The 18,449-nt window shown below is 69.4% G+C and carries 18 protein-coding genes; 7 read left to right on the forward strand and 11 right to left on the reverse strand.

All coding sequences use genetic code 11. From position 1 onward, the window contains the following. Nucleotides 1-21: 21 nt before the first annotated feature. From ACIA8G_RS10115 to ACIA8G_RS10135, 5 genes are read right to left on the reverse strand one after another with little or no spacing between them, the layout of a single operon-like run. Entirely contained in the window at nt 22-996 is a 975-nt protein-coding gene (locus ACIA8G_RS10115; RefSeq protein ID WP_396418008.1) for an acyl-CoA dehydrogenase family protein, read from the reverse strand. Next, nucleotides 993-2,006, reverse strand: coding sequence for an acyl-CoA dehydrogenase family protein (locus tag ACIA8G_RS10120; protein WP_396418009.1), 1,014 nt, complete (start codon nt 2,004-2,006; stop codon nt 993-995). Before ACIA8G_RS10120 ends, ACIA8G_RS10115 begins: the two co-directional genes overlap by 4 nt. Continuing rightward, a complete protein-coding gene (locus tag ACIA8G_RS10125; RefSeq protein ID WP_396418010.1) occupies nt 2,003-3,091 on the reverse strand; it encodes an acyl-CoA dehydrogenase family protein in 1,089 nt (362 codons plus the stop codon). The genes ACIA8G_RS10120 and ACIA8G_RS10125 overlap by 4 nt, the downstream gene beginning before the upstream one ends. Continuing rightward, a complete protein-coding gene (locus ACIA8G_RS10130; RefSeq protein WP_396418011.1) occupies nt 3,091-3,921 on the reverse strand; it encodes an enoyl-CoA hydratase in 831 nt (276 codons plus the stop codon). Before ACIA8G_RS10130 ends, ACIA8G_RS10125 begins: the two co-directional genes overlap by 1 nt. Further along, nucleotides 3,918-5,393, reverse strand: coding sequence for a FadD3 family acyl-CoA ligase (locus tag ACIA8G_RS10135; protein WP_396418012.1), 1,476 nt, complete (start codon nt 5,391-5,393; stop codon nt 3,918-3,920). The genes ACIA8G_RS10130 and ACIA8G_RS10135 overlap by 4 nt, the downstream gene beginning before the upstream one ends. Nucleotides 5,394-5,437: 44 nt before the next feature. On the opposite strand from ACIA8G_RS10135, the gene ACIA8G_RS10140 reads away from it, so the two are divergent. From ACIA8G_RS10140 to ACIA8G_RS10155, 4 genes are read left to right on the forward strand one after another with little or no spacing between them, the layout of a single operon-like run. Continuing rightward, entirely contained in the window at nt 5,438-6,511 is a 1,074-nt protein-coding gene (locus tag ACIA8G_RS10140; protein WP_396418013.1) for an acyl-CoA dehydrogenase family protein, read from the forward strand. Continuing rightward, nucleotides 6,508-7,251: an SDR family oxidoreductase gene (locus tag ACIA8G_RS10145; RefSeq protein ID WP_396418014.1), complete on the forward strand. Its 744-nt coding sequence runs from the start codon at nt 6,508-6,510 to the stop codon at nt 7,249-7,251. Before ACIA8G_RS10140 ends, ACIA8G_RS10145 begins: the two co-directional genes overlap by 4 nt. 14 nt (nt 7,252-7,265) lie before the next feature. Beyond that, complete coding sequence (locus ACIA8G_RS10150) at nt 7,266-7,859, forward strand: TetR/AcrR family transcriptional regulator (protein WP_396418015.1); 594 nt, start codon at nt 7,266-7,268, stop codon at nt 7,857-7,859. A gap of 14 nt (nt 7,860-7,873) precedes the next feature. After that, on the forward strand, nt 7,874-9,004 hold the full coding sequence (locus ACIA8G_RS10155) for an acetyl-CoA C-acetyltransferase (protein ID WP_396418016.1): 1,131 nt from the start codon (nt 7,874-7,876) through the stop codon (nt 9,002-9,004). Here ACIA8G_RS10155 and ACIA8G_RS10160 read toward each other — a convergent pair. Genes ACIA8G_RS10160 through ACIA8G_RS10175 form a run of 4 tightly spaced genes read right to left on the reverse strand, consistent with a single transcriptional unit; the run spans nt 8,988 to nt 12,283 of the window. Beyond that, nucleotides 8,988-10,037 carry an NAD(P)H-dependent flavin oxidoreductase gene (locus tag ACIA8G_RS10160; RefSeq protein ID WP_396418017.1) on the reverse strand — a complete coding sequence of 350 codons (1,050 nt, stop codon included), beginning with the start codon at nt 10,035-10,037 and terminating at the stop codon, nt 8,988-8,990. The genes ACIA8G_RS10155 and ACIA8G_RS10160 overlap by 17 nt on opposite strands. Further along, nucleotides 10,034-10,747 carry a CoA-transferase subunit beta gene (locus ACIA8G_RS10165; protein ID WP_396418018.1) on the reverse strand — a complete coding sequence of 238 codons (714 nt, stop codon included), beginning with the start codon at nt 10,745-10,747 and terminating at the stop codon, nt 10,034-10,036. Before ACIA8G_RS10165 ends, ACIA8G_RS10160 begins: the two co-directional genes overlap by 4 nt. Continuing rightward, nucleotides 10,744-11,541, reverse strand: coding sequence for a CoA transferase subunit A (locus ACIA8G_RS10170; protein ID WP_396418019.1), 798 nt, complete (start codon nt 11,539-11,541; stop codon nt 10,744-10,746). Before ACIA8G_RS10170 ends, ACIA8G_RS10165 begins: the two co-directional genes overlap by 4 nt. Beyond that, a complete protein-coding gene (locus ACIA8G_RS10175) occupies nt 11,516-12,283 on the reverse strand; it encodes an enoyl-CoA hydratase family protein (RefSeq protein WP_396418020.1) in 768 nt (255 codons plus the stop codon). Before ACIA8G_RS10175 ends, ACIA8G_RS10170 begins: the two co-directional genes overlap by 26 nt. Nucleotides 12,284-12,346: 63 nt before the next feature. Here ACIA8G_RS10175 and ACIA8G_RS10180 point away from each other — a divergent pair, with 63 nt between their 5' ends. Together ACIA8G_RS10180 and ACIA8G_RS10185 are read left to right on the forward strand one after the other, a co-directional pair. Beyond that, nucleotides 12,347-13,114 (forward strand): SDR family oxidoreductase, encoded by a 768-nt coding sequence (locus ACIA8G_RS10180; RefSeq protein WP_396418021.1) that lies wholly within the window; start codon nt 12,347-12,349, stop codon nt 13,112-13,114. After that, nucleotides 13,111-13,974: an SDR family oxidoreductase gene (locus ACIA8G_RS10185; protein WP_396418022.1), complete on the forward strand. Its 864-nt coding sequence runs from the start codon at nt 13,111-13,113 to the stop codon at nt 13,972-13,974. The genes ACIA8G_RS10180 and ACIA8G_RS10185 overlap by 4 nt, the downstream gene beginning before the upstream one ends. Before the next feature lie 340 nt (nt 13,975-14,314). Here the strand turns inward: ACIA8G_RS10185 and ACIA8G_RS10190 are convergent, their stop codons facing one another. Further along, on the reverse strand, nt 14,315-15,442 hold the full coding sequence (locus tag ACIA8G_RS10190) for a steroid 3-ketoacyl-CoA thiolase (RefSeq protein WP_396418023.1): 1,128 nt from the start codon (nt 15,440-15,442) through the stop codon (nt 14,315-14,317). 169 nt (nt 15,443-15,611) lie between these two features. Between ACIA8G_RS10190 and ACIA8G_RS10195 the strand changes: the two genes are divergently transcribed. Next, the gene (locus ACIA8G_RS10195; protein ID WP_396418685.1) at nt 15,612-16,790 is read left to right on the forward strand and encodes a cytochrome P450; all 1,179 of its coding nucleotides are present in this window, start codon (nt 15,612-15,614) and stop codon (nt 16,788-16,790) included. Between the two features lie 4 nt (nt 16,791-16,794). On the opposite strand, the gene ACIA8G_RS10200 is transcribed toward ACIA8G_RS10195, so the two are convergent. Continuing rightward, a complete protein-coding gene (locus ACIA8G_RS10200; RefSeq protein WP_396418024.1) occupies nt 16,795-18,423 on the reverse strand; it encodes a GMC family oxidoreductase in 1,629 nt (542 codons plus the stop codon). Nucleotides 18,424-18,449 lie beyond the last annotated feature (26 nt).

The raw sequence follows: 18,449 nt of genomic DNA on the forward strand, positions 1-18,449 counted from the left end.
GGAGTCTAGACACCGAAATGATCAACTATGGACGGAACGGCTGAGCCGGGTGATGTGTTCCTGGGGGCTGCCGAACAGCTGCGCACTACCGTGCGCCCGCTTGAGATACAGGTGCGCGTCGTGCTCCCAGGTGATCGCGATCCCGCCATGCAGCTGGACCATCTCCGCGGCGACCTTGAAGAACGCCTCCGAGCAGTACACCTTCGCGACCGCCGCGGACACCTCGTCGGTGACGGCCTGTGCCGCCGACCTCGCGGTCTCCACGAGCACGTGGAGGTCGGCCATCCGGTGCTTGAGCGCCTGGAACGAGCCGATCGGGCGGCCGAACTGCACGCGGGTCTTCGTGTATTCGACGGTGAGTTCCAGTGCGCGGGCGGCGGCGCCGACCTGTTCCGCGGCCAGCGCTGCGCACGCGATGTCCCGGAGTTGCGATGACGAGGAGCCGAGCCGGATGCCGGACGCGCCGTCCAGGCGGATGGTGGCGAGGCGGCGGGTCAGGTCCATCGTCGGTGTGTGCTCGCGGGTCACGCCCGGTTGGTGCGGATCTACCTCGTACAGCGAGGAATCGGCGACCACCAGGAGGATTTCGGCCAGGTCGCCGTCGAGGACGTACCGGAAGGTGCCGTCCAGGGTCCGCTCCGCGGAATCCCACGGCCAGACGACGGTGGCCACCGCCCCGGCCGCGATGCGCGGCAGCAACCGTTGACACGCCTCGGCGTTCCCCGTGGCCAGCAATGCCTGGGTGGCCAGCGTCGACGACAGCAGGGGAGCGGGCGTGAGGGTGCGGCCCAGTTCTTCGAGGGCGATGTGGGTTTCGGCCAGGCTCGCGCCTGATCCGCCGTACTCCTCGGGCACCGGCAGCACGCCGATGTCGCAGAGCCGGGCCCAGAGGTCCTTGTCGTAGCCGTCCGGTGTCTCGATCGCCGCACGGACGTCGGAGTGCTTCTCGAGGAGACTGCGGACGGCGTCGCGCAGTGCGAGTTGCTCCGGCGTCACAACGCCTCCAGCACGCGCGTTCGGTGCATCGACGGGCTGCCCCACGCGGTGCGCAGGGCGCGGGTCTGCAACAGGAATCGGCCGAGGTCGTGCTCGGCGGTGTAGCCGATCGCGCCGTGCACCTGCAGCGCGGTGCGCGCGGCGGCCCAGGCGGCGTCGGCGGTGGCGACCTTGGCCGCCGAGACGTCGCGGGAGGTCATGGTCACCGCGGCGCCGAAGATCAGCGGCCTCGCTAGTTCCAGGCCGATCAACGCGTTCGCGAGGTGGTGCTTGACCGCCTGGAAGGAGCCGATGGGCTTGCCGAACTGGGTGCGGGCCAGGGCGTGGGCGGTGGTCATCTCCAGCATCGCGCGGCCGAGGCCCAGCAGTTGCGCCGCGCACACCAGGACGCCCAGGTCGAACGCGCGGGTGGCGGGCACGCCGGTCGCGACTACGGGTCCGGGGGCCAGTTCGAACAGCGTCCTGGACGGGTCCACCGAGGACACCGAGACCACGGGCAGGGCTTCGTGGACGGTGTCGCCGTCGACCAGGAGGTAGCGGTCGGCTTCGAGGGCGTGGGGCATCTGCGGGAGGAACGCCACGGACGAGGTCGCGCCGCGGGAGCGGCTCGGCACTGCGGATGGAGGCGCGGCGGACGTAGGCGCGGCGGACGAGGGTGCCGCGGCCGAAGGCGCTGCGGACGTGGGCAGGGCAGACGGGGGCGCGGCGGGCGAGGGCGTTGCGGACGACGGCACTGTGGACGACGGCACGGCGGACGAGGGCGCCACCGCCACGGCGTGCGAGCCCGCCTCGGCCCCGGCCTCCCCAAGCAGCGCAGGCACCACCGCCAGCGACTCGATCAACGGCCCCGGCACCGCGTGATGCCCCAACTCCTCGAACACCACCACGAGGTCGACCGGATCGGTCACCTCCTCCACCCCGAGCTCTGCGAGATCACGCCGCCCCGCCTCCAGGAACGAGTGCAGGACCAAGGCGAAATCGGTCTGCTCCGACGAGAGCGTGAACATCATCGCGGCAGCCCCAGGAGTCGTTCGGCGATCACGTTGCGCTGGATCTCGTTGGTACCGGCGTAGATCGGGCCGGCGAGCGAGAACAGCCAGCCGTCCCGCCAGCCGGGGGCGACCTCGCCGAGCAGGTCGAGCGCGGTCTCGTGCAGGGCCACGTCCAGTTCGGACCAGAACACCTTGGTGACGCTGGCCTGCGGGCCGGAGGGCGGTGAAGCGAGCGCGCCGTAGGTGTGCAGGCGGTAGGCCTGGGCGCCGATCCACGCGTCGACGACCCGGTCCCGCAGCGCCGGATCGGGGTTCTTGCGGTACAGCTCCACCAGGCGGGCGGCGGCGGCCACGAAGCGGCCGGGGCTGCGCAACGTCAGGCCGCGTTCGCTGCCCGCCGTGCTCATCGCGACCCGCCAGCCGTCGCCGACGTCGCCCACCACGTCCTGGTCCGGTACGAAGACGTCGTCGAGGAAGATCTCGGCGAAACCGGGCTCGCCGTCGAGCTGGTCGATCGGGCGCACGGTCACGCCGGCGGAACGCAGGTCGAACAGGAAGTACGTCAGCCCCCGATGACGCTCGCCACCGGTGCGGAACAGGCCGAACGCCCGGTCCGCGAACGCCGCCCGCGAGCTCCAGGTCTTCTGGCCGCGCAACAACCAGCCGCCATCACACCGCACGGCGGTGCTGCGCAACGACGCCAGGTCCGACCCGGCCTCCGGCTCCGACCACGCCTGGGCCCACACCTCGTCGCCGCGTGCCATCGCCGGCAGCAACCGCGACTGCTGCTCGGGGGTGCCGTGCGCGAACAGGGTCGGCGCCAGCAGGAAGATGCCGTTCTGCGACACCCTGCCCGGTGCGCCCGCCGCGTGGTACTCCTCCTCGAACACCAGCCACTGCAACAGGGAAGCGTCCCTGCCGCCGAACTCGGCGGGCCACGAGACCACCGAAAGCCGGGCTTCACAGAGCAGGCGCTCCCACGAGCGGTGCTCCTCGAAGCCCGCAGGAGTGTCCATTGAGGACAGCGGGCGAACGTGAGTGGCCAGCCACGAACGCACGGAAGCCCGGAACTCCAAGGTCGCCGCGTCCAGCGAGAGGTCCATCAGCCCGACGCCTTCTTCATCGCACGGGCGTCCATGCCCGCCAACGCGTCCGTGCTCACCTCTGCGTTGTGGGCGTGCGCGAAGTGGTGCAGGCCGAAGACGGAGTCCATGCCGGCCCGCATGCCCATCAGGTCCTCGGACTGGTTGACCGCCTTTTTGGCCAGCGCCAGTCCAAACCTCGGCATCTGCGAGATCCGCGACGCCAGCTGGAAGGTGGAAGTTTCCAGCTCGGCAAGAGGAACGACCCGCGAGACCATGCCCCACTCGTAGGCGCGCTGGGCGGAGAAGCGGTCGCCGGTGAACAGCACCTCCTTCGCGGCACGCGGGCCGAGCACCCACGGGTGCGCGAAGTACTCGACGCCCGGAATCCCCATGCGCACCACGGGATCGGCGAAGAACGCGTCCTCGGCCGCCACGATCAGGTCGCACACCCAGGCGAGCATCAGGCCGCCCGCGACGCACGCGCCCTGCACCATCGCGATCATCGGCTTGGGGATCTCCCGCCAGCGGCGGCACATCCCGAGGTAGACCTCCATCTCGCGGGCGAACCGGAGATCACCGCCGGGCTTGTCGACGTGGTCCCACCACAGCACGGCCTTGCGCTCGAACGACACGTCCACGTCCCGGCCGGGCGAGCCGATGTCGTGGCCCGCCGAGAAGTGGTCGCCCGCGCCGGCCAGCACGATCACGGAGACCTCGTCGTCATCGACGGCACGCGTGAAGGCCTCGTCCAGCGCGTAGGTCATCGCCGAGTTCTGCGCGTTGCGGTACTCCGGCCGGTTCATCGTCACGACGGCGACCGAGCCGCGCCGCTCGTACTCGACAGTCACGCGTTCTCCTTACGCAGCAGGTTCTTGAGGACTTTGCCGCCGGCGTTGCGGGGCAGCGCGGGAAGAAACTCGACAGCCCGCGGCACCTTGTAGTTCGCCAAGCGAGAACGGCAGAACTCGATCACCCCGGACTCGGTCAGCTCGAAGCCAGGCAACGTCACCACGTGCGCCACCCCCACCTCGCCGAGCCGTGAGTCGAACGCGCCGACCACCGCCGACTCCGCAACCCCCGGCAGCCGCGCGAGCGCCTGCTCGACCTCGGCCGGGTAGACGTTGAACCCGCCGCAGATGTACATGTCCTTGAGCCGGTCGGTGATCGAGAGACAGCCGCTCTCGTCGATCCGGCCGACGTCACCGGTGTGCAGCCAGCCGTCGGCATCAACAGCAGCGGCCGTGGCGGCCGGATCGTCGAGATAGCCGAGCATCACGTTCGGGCCGCGCAGCAGCACCTCGTCCTGCTCGCCCAGGCGGAGCTCGAACCCGGCGGCCGCCCGCCCGCACGTGTGCGCGACGGTCTCCGGCGAGTCATCAGGACGGCACATCGTCGCGACCACGGCCTCGGTCAGGCCGTACGCGGTGAGCACGGTCGAGAACGAGAGCTCCGACTGCATCCGCTCGACCAGCGCCACGGGCACGACCGCCCCGCCGGTCACCGCGAGGCGCAGGCTCGACAGGTCGAACGAGCCGCGATCGGGGTGATCCAGCATCGACTGGAAGATCGTCGGCGGACCGGGCAGCACGGTGATCCGTTCCCGCTCGATCAGCCGCATCGTCTCGACCACGTCGAACACCGGCTGCGGCACCATCGTCGCGCCGGTCAGCAGGCAGACCAGGATCCCGGCCTTGTAGCCGAAGCTGTGGAAGAACGGGTTGACGATCAGGTACCGGTCGGCAGCCGACAACTCGCCACAGGCTGCCCACGCCGAAGCGACCCCGAGCGACTGCCGGTGCGCGCTCATCGCGCCCTTGCTGCGCCCGGTCGTGCCGGACGTGTACAGGATGTCGGAGAGCTGATCCGGAGCGATCTCCGGCAGGTCCACGTCCGACCCGACCCACGAGGCAGGCAGCCGCACGACGACCGGCGGCAGGTCGGCACCCTGCAGCTCGGCCAGCCGATCACGGCCGAGGAACTCGCCCTCGACGATGAACGCCCGCGCGCCGCTGCGCTGGAGCACGTCGAGCGTCTCCGCGGCGGTGAACCTGGTGTTGATCGGCACCAGTGCCGCGCCCGCGCGCAACGCACCGAGTGCCGCGATCACCCAGTGATGGCTGTTCGGCGCGCACAACGCGACCCGGTCGCCCGGCCGGACACCCGTTCCGGCGAGCGCCCGTGCCGCGTTCTCCGCCGCCGCGCGCAGCTCGGCGAAGGTGAGCCTGACCTCCCCGTCCACCAACGCCTCCGCGTCGATGTACGAAGCAGCAGCCCGGTCGAGCACGGCTGAAACCGTTTGCCTGCTTGGATCGTCGGCCACAACGCCCCTCCAAAGCAAGTGCTTGGTAGGTTAGAGTATGGCCTATGGAGTCCTTCCGGCGCGAGGTGCGGGAATGGTTGTCCGCCAACCTCGTCGGTGAGTTCGCTGAGCTGCGCGGCCTGGGTGGACCCGGCCGCGAGCACGAGGCGTTCGAGGGCAGGCTGCGGTGGCACCGGCACCTGGCGGCGCACGGGTGGACGTGCCTCGGCTGGCCCGGCGAACGCAGCGTCGAGGAACAGGTCGTCTTCCACGAGGAGTACGCGGAGGCGGACGCGCCGGCCAAGGTCGACATCGTGGGTGAGGGACTACTCGGCCCGACGCTCATCGCCTTCGGCACGCCCGAGCAGAAGGAACGTTTCCTGCCCAGGATTCGCGCGCTGGACGAGCTGTGGTGCCAGGGCTACTCCGAACCGGGCGCGGGCTCCGACTTGGCGAACGTCCAGACCAAGGCCAGACTCGAAGGCGACCGGTGGGTGATCACCGGCCAGAAGATCTGGACGTCGAACGCCCACTACTCGGACTGGATCTTCGTCCTGTGCCGCACCGAACCGGGTTCGCAACGGCATCAGGGCCTCTCGTACCTGCTCGTGCCGATGAACCAGCCGGGCGTCGAGGTGCGGCCGATCCGCCAGCTGACCGGCACGTCCGAGTTCAACGAGGTCTTCTTCGACGGCGCGGTCACGGCGAAGGAGAACGTCGTGGGCCAGCCCGGCGAGGGCTGGAAGATCGCGATGGCGACGCTGGGGTTCGAACGCGGCACCGCGATGCTCGGCCACCAGGTGAGCTTCCGCCGGCAGCTCGACGCGATCATGGCCGCGGCCCCCGCCGACGAACGGCTCACCAGGGCGTGGATCGAACTGCACGTCATGCGCTCACACACGTTGCGCACGCTGAACGACGAGCCAGGACCGGAGGCGTCCGTGCTGAAGCTGTTCTGGGCGGGCTGGCACCGCAGGCTCGGTGAGCTCGCGATGGACTCGCTCGGCCCCGAGTCGATGATCGACGGCAACGAGTGGCAGCGCATGTTCCTGTTCAGCCGGGCCGAGACGATCTACGGCGGGTCGGACGAGATCCAGCGCGAGATCATCGCCCACCGGATCCTGGGGCTGCCGCGATGAACGGCCACGATCTGCTCAAGGACAAGGTCGTCGTCGTGACGGCCGCGGCGGGCACCGGCATCGGCTCGGCGACCGCGAAGCGCTGCCTCGAAGAGGGCGCGACGGTGATCATCAGCGACTGGCACGAGCGCCGGTTGAAGGAGACCCACGAGGCGCTCGGCTCGGACCACGCGATCGTTTGCGACGTCACCAACGAGCAGCAGGTGCAGGAACTCGTCGACACCACGGTCGAGCGGTACGGCCGGATCGACGTGATGGTCAACAACGCCGGCCTCGGCGGCGAGAAGTCCGTGCTGGACATGACCGACGACGAGTGGTCGCGGGTGCTGGACGTGACGTTGAACGGCACGTTCCGCTGCACCAGGGCCGTGTTGCGCCAAATGGTCGCCCAGCGAAGCGGTGTTGTCGTTAACAACTCCAGCGTCATCGGCTGGCGTGCTCAACGAGGCCAAGCCCATTACGCGGCGGCGAAAGCAGGGGTCATGGCGCTCACGAGATGCGCCGCGATGGACGTGGCCGAGCACGGCATCCGGGTGAACGCGGTCGCCCCGAGCTTGGCGGCGCACCCGTTCTTGACCAAGGTCACCAGTGAGGAGTTGCTGACCGAGCTGGCGTCCCGTGAGGCTTTCGGGCGCGCCGCCGAGCCGTGGGAGGTCGCGAATGTGATCGTGTTCCTCGCCAGCGACTACTCGTCGTACCTGACGGGCGAGGTCGTGTCGGTGAGCAGCCAGCACCCGTGAGGAAGGAACGAACGATGAGTGGCCGGAGGCAGGAGTTGCTCGCGTTGGCGGCGAAGATGTTCGCCGAGCGCGGGTACGGGCAGACGACCGTGCGCGACATCGCGGACGCGGCGGGCATCCTGTCCGGCAGCCTCTACCACCACTTCGACTCGAAGGAGTCGATGGTCGACGAGATCCTGCGGACCTTCCTCGACGAGCTGTTCGCGCGCTACCAGGAGATCGTCGGCGCCGGTCTGGAGCCGAAGCAGACGCTGAAGGCGCTGGTCGTGGCGTCGTTCGAGGCGATCGACACCAGGCACGCCGAGGTCGCGATCTACCAGAACGAGTCCAAGCACCTGATGGGGCTGGAGCGGTTCTCCTACCTGGACGACCGCAACGTGGAGTTCCGCAAGCTCTGGACGGTGCTGCTCGAGGACGGCATGGGCGCGGGCGTGTTCCGCGCCGATCTCGACGTGGACCTGGCCTACCGGTTCATCCGCGACACGGTGTGGGTGGCCGTGCGGTGGTACCGGCCCGATGGCGGGTTGTCCGCCGATGCGGTGGCCGACCAGTATCTCGCAATCCTGCTCGACGGCATCGCCACCGGGCGGCGGAGGAGCAAGACGTAAAAGGGAGGGCCTTCGTGGCCGAGGCGTACATCATCGAAGCTGTGCGAACTCCTGCGGGGCGGCGCGGCGGCGAGCTCAGCAAGGTGCATCCCGCCGATCTCGGCGCGCACGTGATCACCGCGTTGCTCAACCGCGTCGACGTCGACCCGACCGACGTGGACGACGTGATCTTCGGATGCGTGGACACGGTCGGCCCGCAGGCGGGCGACATCGCCAGGACGTCGTGGCTCGCCGCAGGATTCCCCGAGCAGGTGCCGGGCGTGACGGTCGACCGGCAGTGCGGGTCGAGCCAGCAGGCGCTGCACTTCGCGGCGCAGGCGGTGATGAGCGGCACAGCCGACGTCGTGGTCGCGGGCGGCGTGCAGAACATGTCGCAGGTGCCGATCGGTTCGGCGATGACGGTGAGCCCGTACGCCGGCTGCGAGGGCTGGCAGCACCGCTACGGCGACGAGGAGGTCTCCCAGTTCCGCGCGGCCGACCTGATCGCCGTGCGGTGGGACCTGTCGCGCCGCGAGATGGAGGAGTACGCGCTGCAGAGCCATCTGCGGGCGATCACCGCGATCAAGGAAGGCCGGTTCGACCGGGAGATCGCGCCGGTCGACGGGCTCGCGCACGACGAGTGCCCGCGGCCCGACACCAGTGCCGAGAAGATGGCGGCGCTGCAACCGTTGCGGCCGGGTGGACGGACGACGGCGGCCCTGTCGAGCCAGATCTCCGACGGCGCCTCGGCGGTTCTCGTCGTGTCGGAACAGGCGGTGCGCGAACACAAGCTGACGCCTCGGGCACGGGTGCACCACATGTCCGCTCGCGGCTCCGACCCGATTTACATGCTCACCGCGCCGATCCGCGCCACCCGTTACGCGTTGGAGCGGGCCGGGATGAGCCTCTCTGACATCGACCTGTTCGAGATCAACGAGGCGTTCGCGTCCGTCGCGCTGGCCTGGGCGAAGGAGCTCAAGGTGGATCTGGGGCGGGTGAACGTCAACGGGGGAGCGCTCGCGCTCGGCCACCCGATCGGCGCGACCGGCACCAAGCTGTTCACCACGTTGCTGCACGAGCTGGAGCGTTCCGGCGGCCGGTATGGGTTGCAGACGATGTGCGAGGGCGGCGGTCAGGCCAACGTGACGATCATCGAACGTCTTTGAGCCGGTCAATTATGTCTTCGGCATCCTTGACGATGCTCTCGATGAGTTCTCCGCACGTGGGCAGGTCGCTGAGCATTCCGGCGACCTGACCCGACGCGAGCACGCCCGCGTCGGTCCTGCCCTCGACCAGGCCGGCGCGCAGCAGCATCGGCGTGTTCGCAGCCATGATCACCTGGGACCAGCTGAGGTCCTTGCCGTGCTTCATGGCGAGGCCTTCGCGGATCATCGCGCGCCACGAGAGTCCGGTGTGCTGCCGGAACCTGGCCGCGTTCGTGATCGCTCTGGTGAGGCTGCTGAGTTTGCCGGACTTTTCGAGGTGGTCGACCAGGTCGGTGCGCAGGACGCGGTGGGGCAGGCCGTCGACGCGCGTGGTCACGACCGTGCCGTTCAGATCCCGTTGCAGGTAAGCCTGTTTGACCGCGTCCGGCACCGTGCTCTCTTGGGTGAGCAGGAACCTGGTGCCCATCGCGATTCCGGCCGCGCCGTACGCGAGTGCCGCGGCCAGGCCTCTGCCGTCGAAGAAGCCGCCTGCCGCGATCACCGGGATGTCGACGGCGTCCAGCACGCTGGGGAGCAGCAGGGTCGTTGCCACGCCGCCGGTGTGACCGCCGCCCTCGCCGCCCTGGACGATCACCGCGTGAGCGCCCCACTTGGCGACCTTCTCGGCGTGCCTGGCCGCGCCGATCGACGGGATGACCACCACTCCGGCGTCGTTCAGCTTGGCGATCATGTCGGGTTTCGGGGCCAGCGCGAAGGAGGCGACTTTCACCTGTTCGCGAATGATCAGGTCGACGCGTTCCGGTGCGTCCTGGGCGTCGGCGCGGAGGTTCACGCCGAACGGCTGGGACGTGCGGGTACGGGTTTCCTTGATGGCCGCTTCGAGTTCGGCGTAGGTCATGGTGGCGGAGGCGAGGATGCCCAGCCCGCCAGCCTCGGCGGTCGCGGAAACCAGCCGAGGTCCGGCGACCCAGCCCATTCCGGTCTGCACCACCGGGTGCTTGACGCCGACCAGGTCGGTCAGCGCGGTTCTCATGAGGGGACTTCCTTGTCCCGCTTGGCATCCGGATCGAGCAGCGTGCGGATCAGCTTCAGCTCCTCGTCGGTCGGGAGCCTGGTCTCGGTGACGTTGTCCGCCACGAGCGGGAATGACGTCTGCTTCTGCACCTCGTCGACCGAGACACCGGGGTGGGTGGAGACCAGGCGCATCGAGCGGCCGGGGGTGGTGAAGTCGAGCACGGCGAGGTTCGTGACGACCTGGTGGATGTCGTGAAACGGGCCGACGGCGTGGTCGTAGCCGACGCCGGAGATCACGTCGACGGCGTCCACGAGCACGCGCGGGCTGTGCCGCGGCACCCAGTAGCTGGTGCGGTGGTTGATCGTGTTGCCGGGCGCGCCGCGGAATCCGAACAGCTGCCTCGTCGGTTTCGCGTGGTCGCCGATGCAGGAGATGTTCTGGTTGCCGAACCTGTCGACCTGGTTCGCGCCCATGACGACGTGCCGGCGGCCGTGCGCGACGACGTCGAACACCGCCCGGTACGGCAGCCATCCCTCCACAGTGGACTCCGGCGTGAGGAGGTAGGCCTCGCCATCGCTCAGCAGCAGGTCCGGTTCGGTGGTGAGGCGGGCGAGTTTCGCGCCCAGCATCGGGATGAGGCCCATGGGGCTCGCCAGCGTCTCGCCCGCGCCGGCGAAGAGATCGGCGCAGGCGGTGACGCAGATTTCGGCCCGCGTGATGTCGCTCATGCCAGCAGCCTCTTCTCGAAGTCGGCCCATTTCTCCAGGTCAGCGGCCGCTTCGGCGTACTCGCGCTGTCGGGCTTCGTCGCGCGGGTAGTCGGGGACGCAGCTCGTGAACCCCGCGCCGCCCGGTGCTTCCACGACGCCGTCGACCATCATCCGGTTGAGCAGCAAGGACTGTGGCGGTCCCTCGAACGTCTCGACGATCTGCTCGCACGAGAGATAGCGCCGGTCGGCGGCCAGGCAGAACAGGTCGTCGAAGTACGGGTCCGGGCCGAGGTACTGGGCGTTGCCGTGCCTGTCCGCCCGGTTTAGGTGCACCAGCGCGACGTCGAGTTTCAAGGCGGGCATGGCGACCAGCTCTTCGCCGTCGTCGTAGGGCGATCGGACGGTCTTGAGCTCCGGGGCGAACGTGAGCACGTCCGAGCCGAGGCCTGCCCTGATCGGCAGGAACGGCAGCCGGTGGGCGGCGGCCCTGAGTCCGGTCTGGAACATGCCCTCGTCGAGTTCCAGCACCTCGATCGCGCCGGTCTCCCTGGCCCGCTTGAACCACGGGTCGTACGGGATGGTGTCGAGCGAGACGAAACCGTAGACCAGCTTGCGGACCTTGCCCGCCGCGCACAGCAGCCCGACGTCCGGGCCGCCGTAACTCACGACGGTCAGGTCCTTGACCCCGGTCCGCCGGATCGCCTCGACCAGGGCCATCGGCTTGCGCCGTGAGCCCCAGCCGCCGATGCCGACGGTCATGCCGTCCTTGATCTCGCCGGCGACCTCGTCAGCCGTCATTCGCTTGTCGCGCATGGTTTCCGTCCAGGAAGGCCTGCCGCGCGTGGTCCGCCACGCCGGCGAGGTTCAGCTCGAAGGTGAAGCCCTGCTCGTAGCGGTAGCTCGTGTGCACGCGCTGCGGGTCGATGCCGTTGATCGCCTCCTTGGCCCGGCGGATCACCATCGGGTCCTTCTTCGCGATCTCTTTCGCCAGCTCGCGCGCGGTGTCGTCGAGCTGCTCGCGCGGCACGACCTCGAAGACGCTGCCGTGGTGGTGCAACGTTTGCGCGCTGACGTTGCGGGCCGTGTAGTAGAGCGTGCGCATCAGGTGCTGCGGCACCAGCCGGGCCAGGTGCGTGGCGGCGCCGAGCGCGCCGCGGTCGACCTCGGGCAGCCCGAAGGTCGCGTCGTCGGACGCGACGATCACGTCCGCGTTGCCGACCAGGCCGATGCCGCCACCGAGGCAGAAGCCCTGCACCGCGGCGATGACCGGCACCGCGCAGTCGTACACGGCGCTGAAGGCCTTGGCGCAGCCACGGTTCGCCGCGATGATCGCGTCGTGGCCGGTGGAGCGCTGGATCTCCTTCAGGTCGACGCCCGCGCAGAAGCCGCGGTTCTCGGCCCGCAAGATCACGACCCTGGCCTCCGGATCCTCACCCGCGTAGGTGATGGTCTCGGCCAGTTCGAACCACCCGCGCGCCGGTATGGCGTTGACGGGAGGAAAGTCGATCGTGACTTCGATGATGCCGTTTTCGGTGTGGCTGCTGGAGATTCCCATGGAGCCGCCTTCCGAACCAAGCGATTGCTTGGTAACTTACCAGTGCCGAAGCGACCGGGGTAGGTGCCAGTGGAACTCGACCTCGACGGAGCAGTCGTCCTCGTGACGGGCGGCGTGCGGGGCGTCGGCCTCGGGATCACCCGCGCGTTCCAGCGGGCCGGGGCGGTCGTCGTGACCTGCGCCCGGCGACCCGCCGAGGTGCCGGGCGCGTCCTTCCTGCCCTGCGATGTCCGTGACGCCGACCAGGTAGGCGAACTCGTGTCCAGGATCGTCGCCGATCACGGCCGGCTGGACGTCGTGGTGAACAACGCCGGTGGCGCGCCGTTCGCGTTGGCGGACAAGGCCTCCCCGCGGTTCCACCAGAAGATCGTGGAGCTGAACCTGCTGGCGCCCCTGCTGGTGTCGCAGGCGGCGTACGCCGTGATGCGGGAACAGCCGTCCGGCGGCTCGATCGTGATGGTGAGCAGCGTCAGCGGCCGCCGTCCGTCACCCGGCACCGCGGCCTACGGCGCCGCGAAGGCCGGCCTGGACAACCTCACCGCGTCGCTGGCCGTCGAGTGGGCACCCAAGGTGCGGGTCAACGCGCTGGCCGTCGGCATGGTGCTCACCGAGCAGTCCCACCTGCACTACGGCGACTCGGCCGGCATCGAGGCCGTCGCGCGAACCGTGCCACTGGGCAGGCTCGCGTCGCCGGACGAGGTCGGCGCGTGCGCGGTCTTCCTCGCCTCACCGCTGGCCTCTTACGTCACCGGCGCCACCCTGCCGGTGCACGGCGGGGGAGAGGTGCCCGCGTTCCTCGCCGCAGCCAACACCGAGGGGGAGTCGTCATGAAGTTGTGCGAGGACCGGGTCGTGATCGTCACCGGTGCGGGCCGCGGCATCGGCCGTGCCCACGCACTGGCCTTCGCCGCCGCGGGCGCACGGGTGGTCGTGAACGATCTTTCTGTGGGGCCGGCCTCGGAGGTCGCGGCGCTGATCGGCCCGCGGGCGATCGTGAACACCGACGACGTGGGCACGTGGGCCGGTGCCGCACGGGTGGTCGACGCGGCGGTATCGGCGTTCGGCGGCCTGGACGTGCTGGTGAACAACGCGGGCATCGTGCGCGACCGGATGCTGGTGAGCTGCGGCGAGGACGAGTGGGACGAGGTCGTGCGCGTGCACCTCAAGGGCCACTTCGCGCCCCTGCACCACGCCGCCGCGCACTGGCGGGCCGTGCACAAGGCGGGCGGCACGGTCTCCGGGCGAGTGATCAACACATCGTCCGGCGCCGGCCTGTTCGGCAGCGTGGGTCAGGCGAACTACTCGGCGGCCAAGGCGGGGATCGCCGCGATGACGCTCGTGGCGGCGGCCGAACTGGCCCGCTACGGCGTGACGGTGAACGCGATCGCCCCGGCCGCGCGAACCCGGATGACCGAACAGACCTTCGCCGAGTCGATGGCCGCACCCTCCGACGGGTTCGACGCGATGGCGCCGGAGAACATCTCGCCGCTCGTGGTGTGGCTGGGTAGCGCGGAGTCGGCGGACGTCACCGGCGCGCTGTTCGAGGTGGACGGTGGCCGGATCTGCCTGGCGCAGGGGTGGCAGCGCGGGCGGGAGATCGACAAGGGCGCGCGGTGGGAGCCGGCGGAGCTGGGGCCGGTGGTGCGCGAGCTGGTTGCGGATCACCGGCCGGTGCCGGTGTACGGCGCCTGAGGCGCGCGCGGGCCACCATCCGGTGCCGGTGTGCGGCGCTTGAGGCGCGCGGGCCACCATCCGGTGCCGGTGTGCGGCGCCTGAGTCGCGCGGATCGCCATCCGGTGCCGGTGTGCGGCGCCTGAGGCGCGCGCGGATCGCCATCCGGTGCCGGTGTGCGGCGCCTGAGTCGCGCGGATCGCCGGCCGGTGCCGGTGTACGGCGCTGGAGGCGCGCGGACCACCACCCGGTCCCGGTCTACGGCGCTGAGGCGCGCGGAATCGATCCGGATTGGAGGCCCCTCCAGGGGGCCGGAGCCCCCCACTCCAATCGTCTCAGGAGGGTCTGACAGTGCCGGTGCTCAGATCCGCTCGATGATCGTCCCGCTAGCCAACGCCCCACCAGCACACATCGTGATCAGCGCGGTCGTGGCATCCCGGCGCTCCAACTCGTGCAACGCGGTGGTGATCAACCGCGTGCCGGTGGACCCAACGGGATGGCCCAGAGCGATGGCGCCACCGTTCACGTTGACCCGGTCGTGGTTCGGCCGATGCACCGAGGCCCACGACAGCACAACGGAAGCGAACGCCTCGTTGACCTCGAACAGGTCGATGTCCCCGACCTTCATCCCGCTGCGCTCCAGCAACCGCGCGGTGGCGTCGACGGGCCCGTCCAGGTGGTAGTAGGGGTCCGACCCGACCAGGCACTGCGTCACGATCCGGGCCCGCGGCCGCAACCCGTGCGCCCGCGCGAACTCCGAGTCGACGACCATCACGGCTGAGGCCCCGTCGGAGATCTGTGACGACGTGCCCGCGGTGTGCACGCCGTCGGGCACGACGGGCTTCAGCGCGGCCAGCGCTTCGAGGCTGGTCTCGCGCAGCCCCTGGTCGGTGTCCACCAGCGACTCGCCGACCTTCACCGGCACGACCTCTGCGGTGTACCGGCCCGCCGCCCACGCCGCCCGCGCCCGCGTCTGAGACTGGACGCCGAAGCGGTCGACCTCCTCGCGCCCGATGCCGCGCCTCAGAGCCACGCGTTCGGCGGCCACGAACTGGTTCGGCAGGTCGATGGTCCACGAGTCGGGGCGGGGCTTGCCTGTCTCGCCGACGTTGCTGCGCATCGGGACGCGGCTCATCGCCTCGACCCCGCAGGCGATGCCGCACGAGATCGCCCCGGTCGCGATCAGGCCCGCGATGAGGTGCGTGGACTGCTGGGCGGAGCCGCACTGGCAGTCGATGGTCGTGCAGCCGGTCGTGTGCGGCAGGCCCGCGTGCAGCCACGCGGTTCTGGTGATGTTGTTGGACTGTTCGCCCGCCTGCGTCACCGTGCCGCCGATGACTTGTTCGACAGTGGACGGATCAACAGCGGTTCGGTCAAGAAGACCTTGTTGTGCCGCACCGAGGAGCTCGGCGGCGTGCAGCCCCGACAGCCAGCCGTTGCGCCTGCCGATGGGCGTGCGCACAGCTCCCACGATCACCGGACTGCCCACGCGAGCCTCCTCTGCGAAGAAACTAGAACACGTTCCTGTGCTTCACCAGATTGGCCGCATGGGGGCTTCAACACAAGGAGCAACCGTGTTTGAATCGGATAGAACGCGTTCCATCTAGGAGGTGCTCGTGGGCGTCATCCCGGAGGGTTTCGACTTCACCGACCCTGACATGTACGCGGAGCGCCTGCCGCTCGAGGAGTTCGCGGAGTTGCGGCAGACCGCGCCGATCTGGTGGAACTCCCACCCGGTCGGCAGGGGCGGGTTCAACGACGACGGCTTCTGGGTGGTGAGCAAACACGCCGACGTCAAGGAGGTCTCGCGCAACAGCGACCTCTACTCCAGCTGGGAGAACACGGCGATCATCCGGTTCGCCGACGACATGACCCGCGACCGCATCGAGATGCAGCGGCTGCTCCTGCTGAACATGGACCCACCGGCGCACACCAAGCTGCGCGGCATCATCTCCCGCGGGTTCACCCCGAGGGCGATCAACGCGCTGCGCGAGGCCCTGAACACCAGGGCCGAGCTGATCGTGGCGGAAGCGCTGGCCAAGGGGCACGGCAACTTCGTCACCGACGTCGCGTGCGAGCTTCCCCTGCAGGCCATCGCGGAGCTCATCGGCATCCCGCAGGACGACCGCCGCAAGATCTTCGACTGGTCCAACCAGATGATCTCCTACGACGACCCGGAGTTCGACGGCGACCCGATGGCCGCGGCCACCGAACTGCTCGGCTACTCCTGGAACATGGCGGAGGACCGCCGCAAGTGCCCGCGCGAGGACATCGTCACCAAGCTCGTCCAGGCCGATGTGGACGGTGCCGGCCTCGCCTCGGAGGAGTTCGGGTTCTTCGTGCTGCTGCTGGCCGTCGCGGGCAACGAGACGACCCGCAACGCCATCACGCACGGCATGAAGGCGTTCTTCGACCACCCGGAGCAGTGGGAGCGCTTCAAGGCCGAACGCCCGGCGACGGCCGCCGACGAGATCGTCCGGTGGGCCACACCGGTCGTCGTCTTCCAGCGGACCGCGACCCAGGACACCTCGCTGAGCGGTGTCGAGATCAAGAAAGGCCAGCGGGTCGGGGTCTTCTACTCGTCGGCGAACTTCGACGAGGAGGTGTTCGAGAACCCCGAGCGGTTCGACATCACCCGCGACCCCAACCCGCACCTGGGCTTCGGCGGCAGCGGCGCGCACTTCTGCATCGGTGCGAACCTGGCCAGGCTGGAGATCGACCTGATCTTCAACGCGATCGCGGACCACATGCCGGACATCCGCCAGGCCGCCGAACCGCGGCGGTTGCGGTCCGGCTGGCTCAACGGGATCAAGGAGTTCCGGGTCCAGTACGCGTAATCCGTCAGCTGTCCGCGAGAACGAACTGCGCGCCCATCTCGCCGATCATGATGGCGGGCGCGTTGGTGTTGCCACCGGTGATCGACGGCATGATCGAGGCGTCGCAGACCCGCAGCGCCTCGACGCCGCGGACCTTGAGGTCGGGGCCGACGACCGCGAGGTCGTCGACACCCATCCGGCAGGTGCCGACACCGTGGTAGACCGACGTCGCGCGGTTGAGGATCGCGTCGCGCAAATCCTGGCCCCGCAACTGCTTGCCGGGGTGGAGCTCCGCCTTGACCGAGCCGTTGAAGGCGCTCGACGCGAAGATCTCGCGGGCGATCTCCGAGCCCTCGGCGAGGACCTCGAGGTCGGCAGGGTCGGCGAGGTACTGCGGGTCGATGAGTGGTGCCGCAGTGGGGTCGGCTGAGGCGAGCCGCAACGTGCCGCGGCTCTTCGGGTAGATCAACGTCGTCAGCACGGTGAGCGAGGGCCGCTTGTCGACGTCGTGCCGGATCGGCGCGTCCTGGTTGGGCGTCACGTACGCCCACGGCAGCAGGTGCAGCTGGAGATCGGGGATCGCGCCGGCCTGGGACGTCTTGAGGAACGCGACGGCTTCAAAGACCGAGTTCGCGAGGAACGTGCTGCCGGGCCTGATCAGCTCTTTGGCCAGCCCGCGCGCGAAGTACGGCGCCGCGCCTTTGTGCTTGCTCGACGACACGTGGAAAGTCAGCGCGTGGAACATGTGGTCGTGCAGGTTGTCACCGACCGGCAGGTCCGCGACGACCTCGATACCGTGTTCCCTCAGGTGCTCGGCGTGGCCGACGCCGGAGAGCATGAGCAGCTGCGCGGATCCGACGAACCCGGCCGAGAGGATGACCTCCTTGCCGGCGCGGACCGTGCGCTGCGTGCCGTCGGCGTCCACGACCTCGACGCCGACCGCGCGGCCGTTCTCGATGAGCACCTTCTTCGCCAGCACCCCGGACTGCAGCTCCAGCGTCGGGGGTGCGAGGTGGTGGAGGTAGCCGCGCGAGGCGCTGTAGCGCAGGCCGTCGGCGGCGTTCTGCTGCATCCGGCTGACGCCCTCCTGCGACTCGGCGTTGTAGTCGTCGAGGATCTTGCAGCCGGTCGCGTCGGCGGTGGCGTGGAGGAACTGCAGTGATCCCTCTTCCGGGCTCTTGATGCGGGTGATCCGGATCGGTCCGCCCGCGCCCCGGAACGTGTTCTCGCCGTCCTCGAAGTCCTCCATCCGCTTGTAGGCGGCGTTCACGCTGTCCGCGTCCCAGCCCTCGTTGCCCTCCGCGGCCCAGGAGTCGAAGTTGGCGCGGTTGCCGCGGACGTAGACCATGCCGTTGATGGAGCTGGACCCGCCGACCACCTTGCCGCGCGGCACCGGCATCCTGCGGTCGAGGGCGTGCTTCTGCGGCACCGAGTAGTAGCCCCAGTCGAAAAGCGCCTTGAGCTGGGGAACCGAGTGCATGGGGCCGATCATCCCGGGCTTTTTGACCATGAGCTTCTCGTCGGTCTTCCCGGCTTCGAGCACGATGACGCTCGCGCCCGACTGCGCCAGCCGGCCCGCGATCGCGGCCCCCGAGCTGCCCGACCCGACGACCACGTAGTCGGCCTGATCGCCACGCGAAGCCTTTTTCGCCATGTCCGCTCCTCGGTCGGCCCGCAGCC

Origin of the sequence: Lentzea sp. NPDC051213 (assembly GCF_044455585.1) — a bacterium.
Taxonomy (GTDB): Bacteria; Actinomycetota; Actinomycetes; order Mycobacteriales; family Pseudonocardiaceae; genus Lentzea.

Bases quoted from the DNA above. Each gene is read 5' to 3' on its own strand.
- ACIA8G_RS10120 (WP_396418009.1), bottom strand. From the start codon at position 2,006: ATGATGTTCACGCTCTCGTCGGAGCAGACCGATTTCGCCTTGGTCCTG.
- ACIA8G_RS10125 (WP_396418010.1), bottom strand. From the start codon at position 3,091: ATGGACCTCTCGCTGGACGCGGCGACCTTGGAGTTCCGGGCTTCCGTG.
- ACIA8G_RS10140 (WP_396418013.1), top strand. From the start codon at position 5,438: ATGGAGTCCTTCCGGCGCGAGGTGCGGGAATGGTTGTCCGCCAACCTC.
- ACIA8G_RS10145 (WP_396418014.1), top strand. From the start codon at position 6,508: ATGAACGGCCACGATCTGCTCAAGGACAAGGTCGTCGTCGTGACGGCC.
- ACIA8G_RS10150 (WP_396418015.1), top strand. From the start codon at position 7,266: ATGAGTGGCCGGAGGCAGGAGTTGCTCGCGTTGGCGGCGAAGATGTTC.
- ACIA8G_RS10160 (WP_396418017.1), bottom strand. From the start codon at position 10,037: ATGAGAACCGCGCTGACCGACCTGGTCGGCGTCAAGCACCCGGTGGTG.
- ACIA8G_RS10165 (WP_396418018.1), bottom strand. From the start codon at position 10,747: ATGAGCGACATCACGCGGGCCGAAATCTGCGTCACCGCCTGCGCCGAT.
- ACIA8G_RS10170 (WP_396418019.1), bottom strand. From the start codon at position 11,541: ATGCGCGACAAGCGAATGACGGCTGACGAGGTCGCCGGCGAGATCAAG.
- ACIA8G_RS10175 (WP_396418020.1), bottom strand. From the start codon at position 12,283: ATGGGAATCTCCAGCAGCCACACCGAAAACGGCATCATCGAAGTCACG.
- ACIA8G_RS10185 (WP_396418022.1), top strand. From the start codon at position 13,111: ATGAAGTTGTGCGAGGACCGGGTCGTGATCGTCACCGGTGCGGGCCGC.
- ACIA8G_RS10195 (WP_396418685.1), top strand. From the start codon at position 15,612: ATGTACGCGGAGCGCCTGCCGCTCGAGGAGTTCGCGGAGTTGCGGCAG.
- ACIA8G_RS10200 (WP_396418024.1), bottom strand. From the start codon at position 18,423: ATGGCGAAAAAGGCTTCGCGTGGCGATCAGGCCGACTACGTGGTCGTC.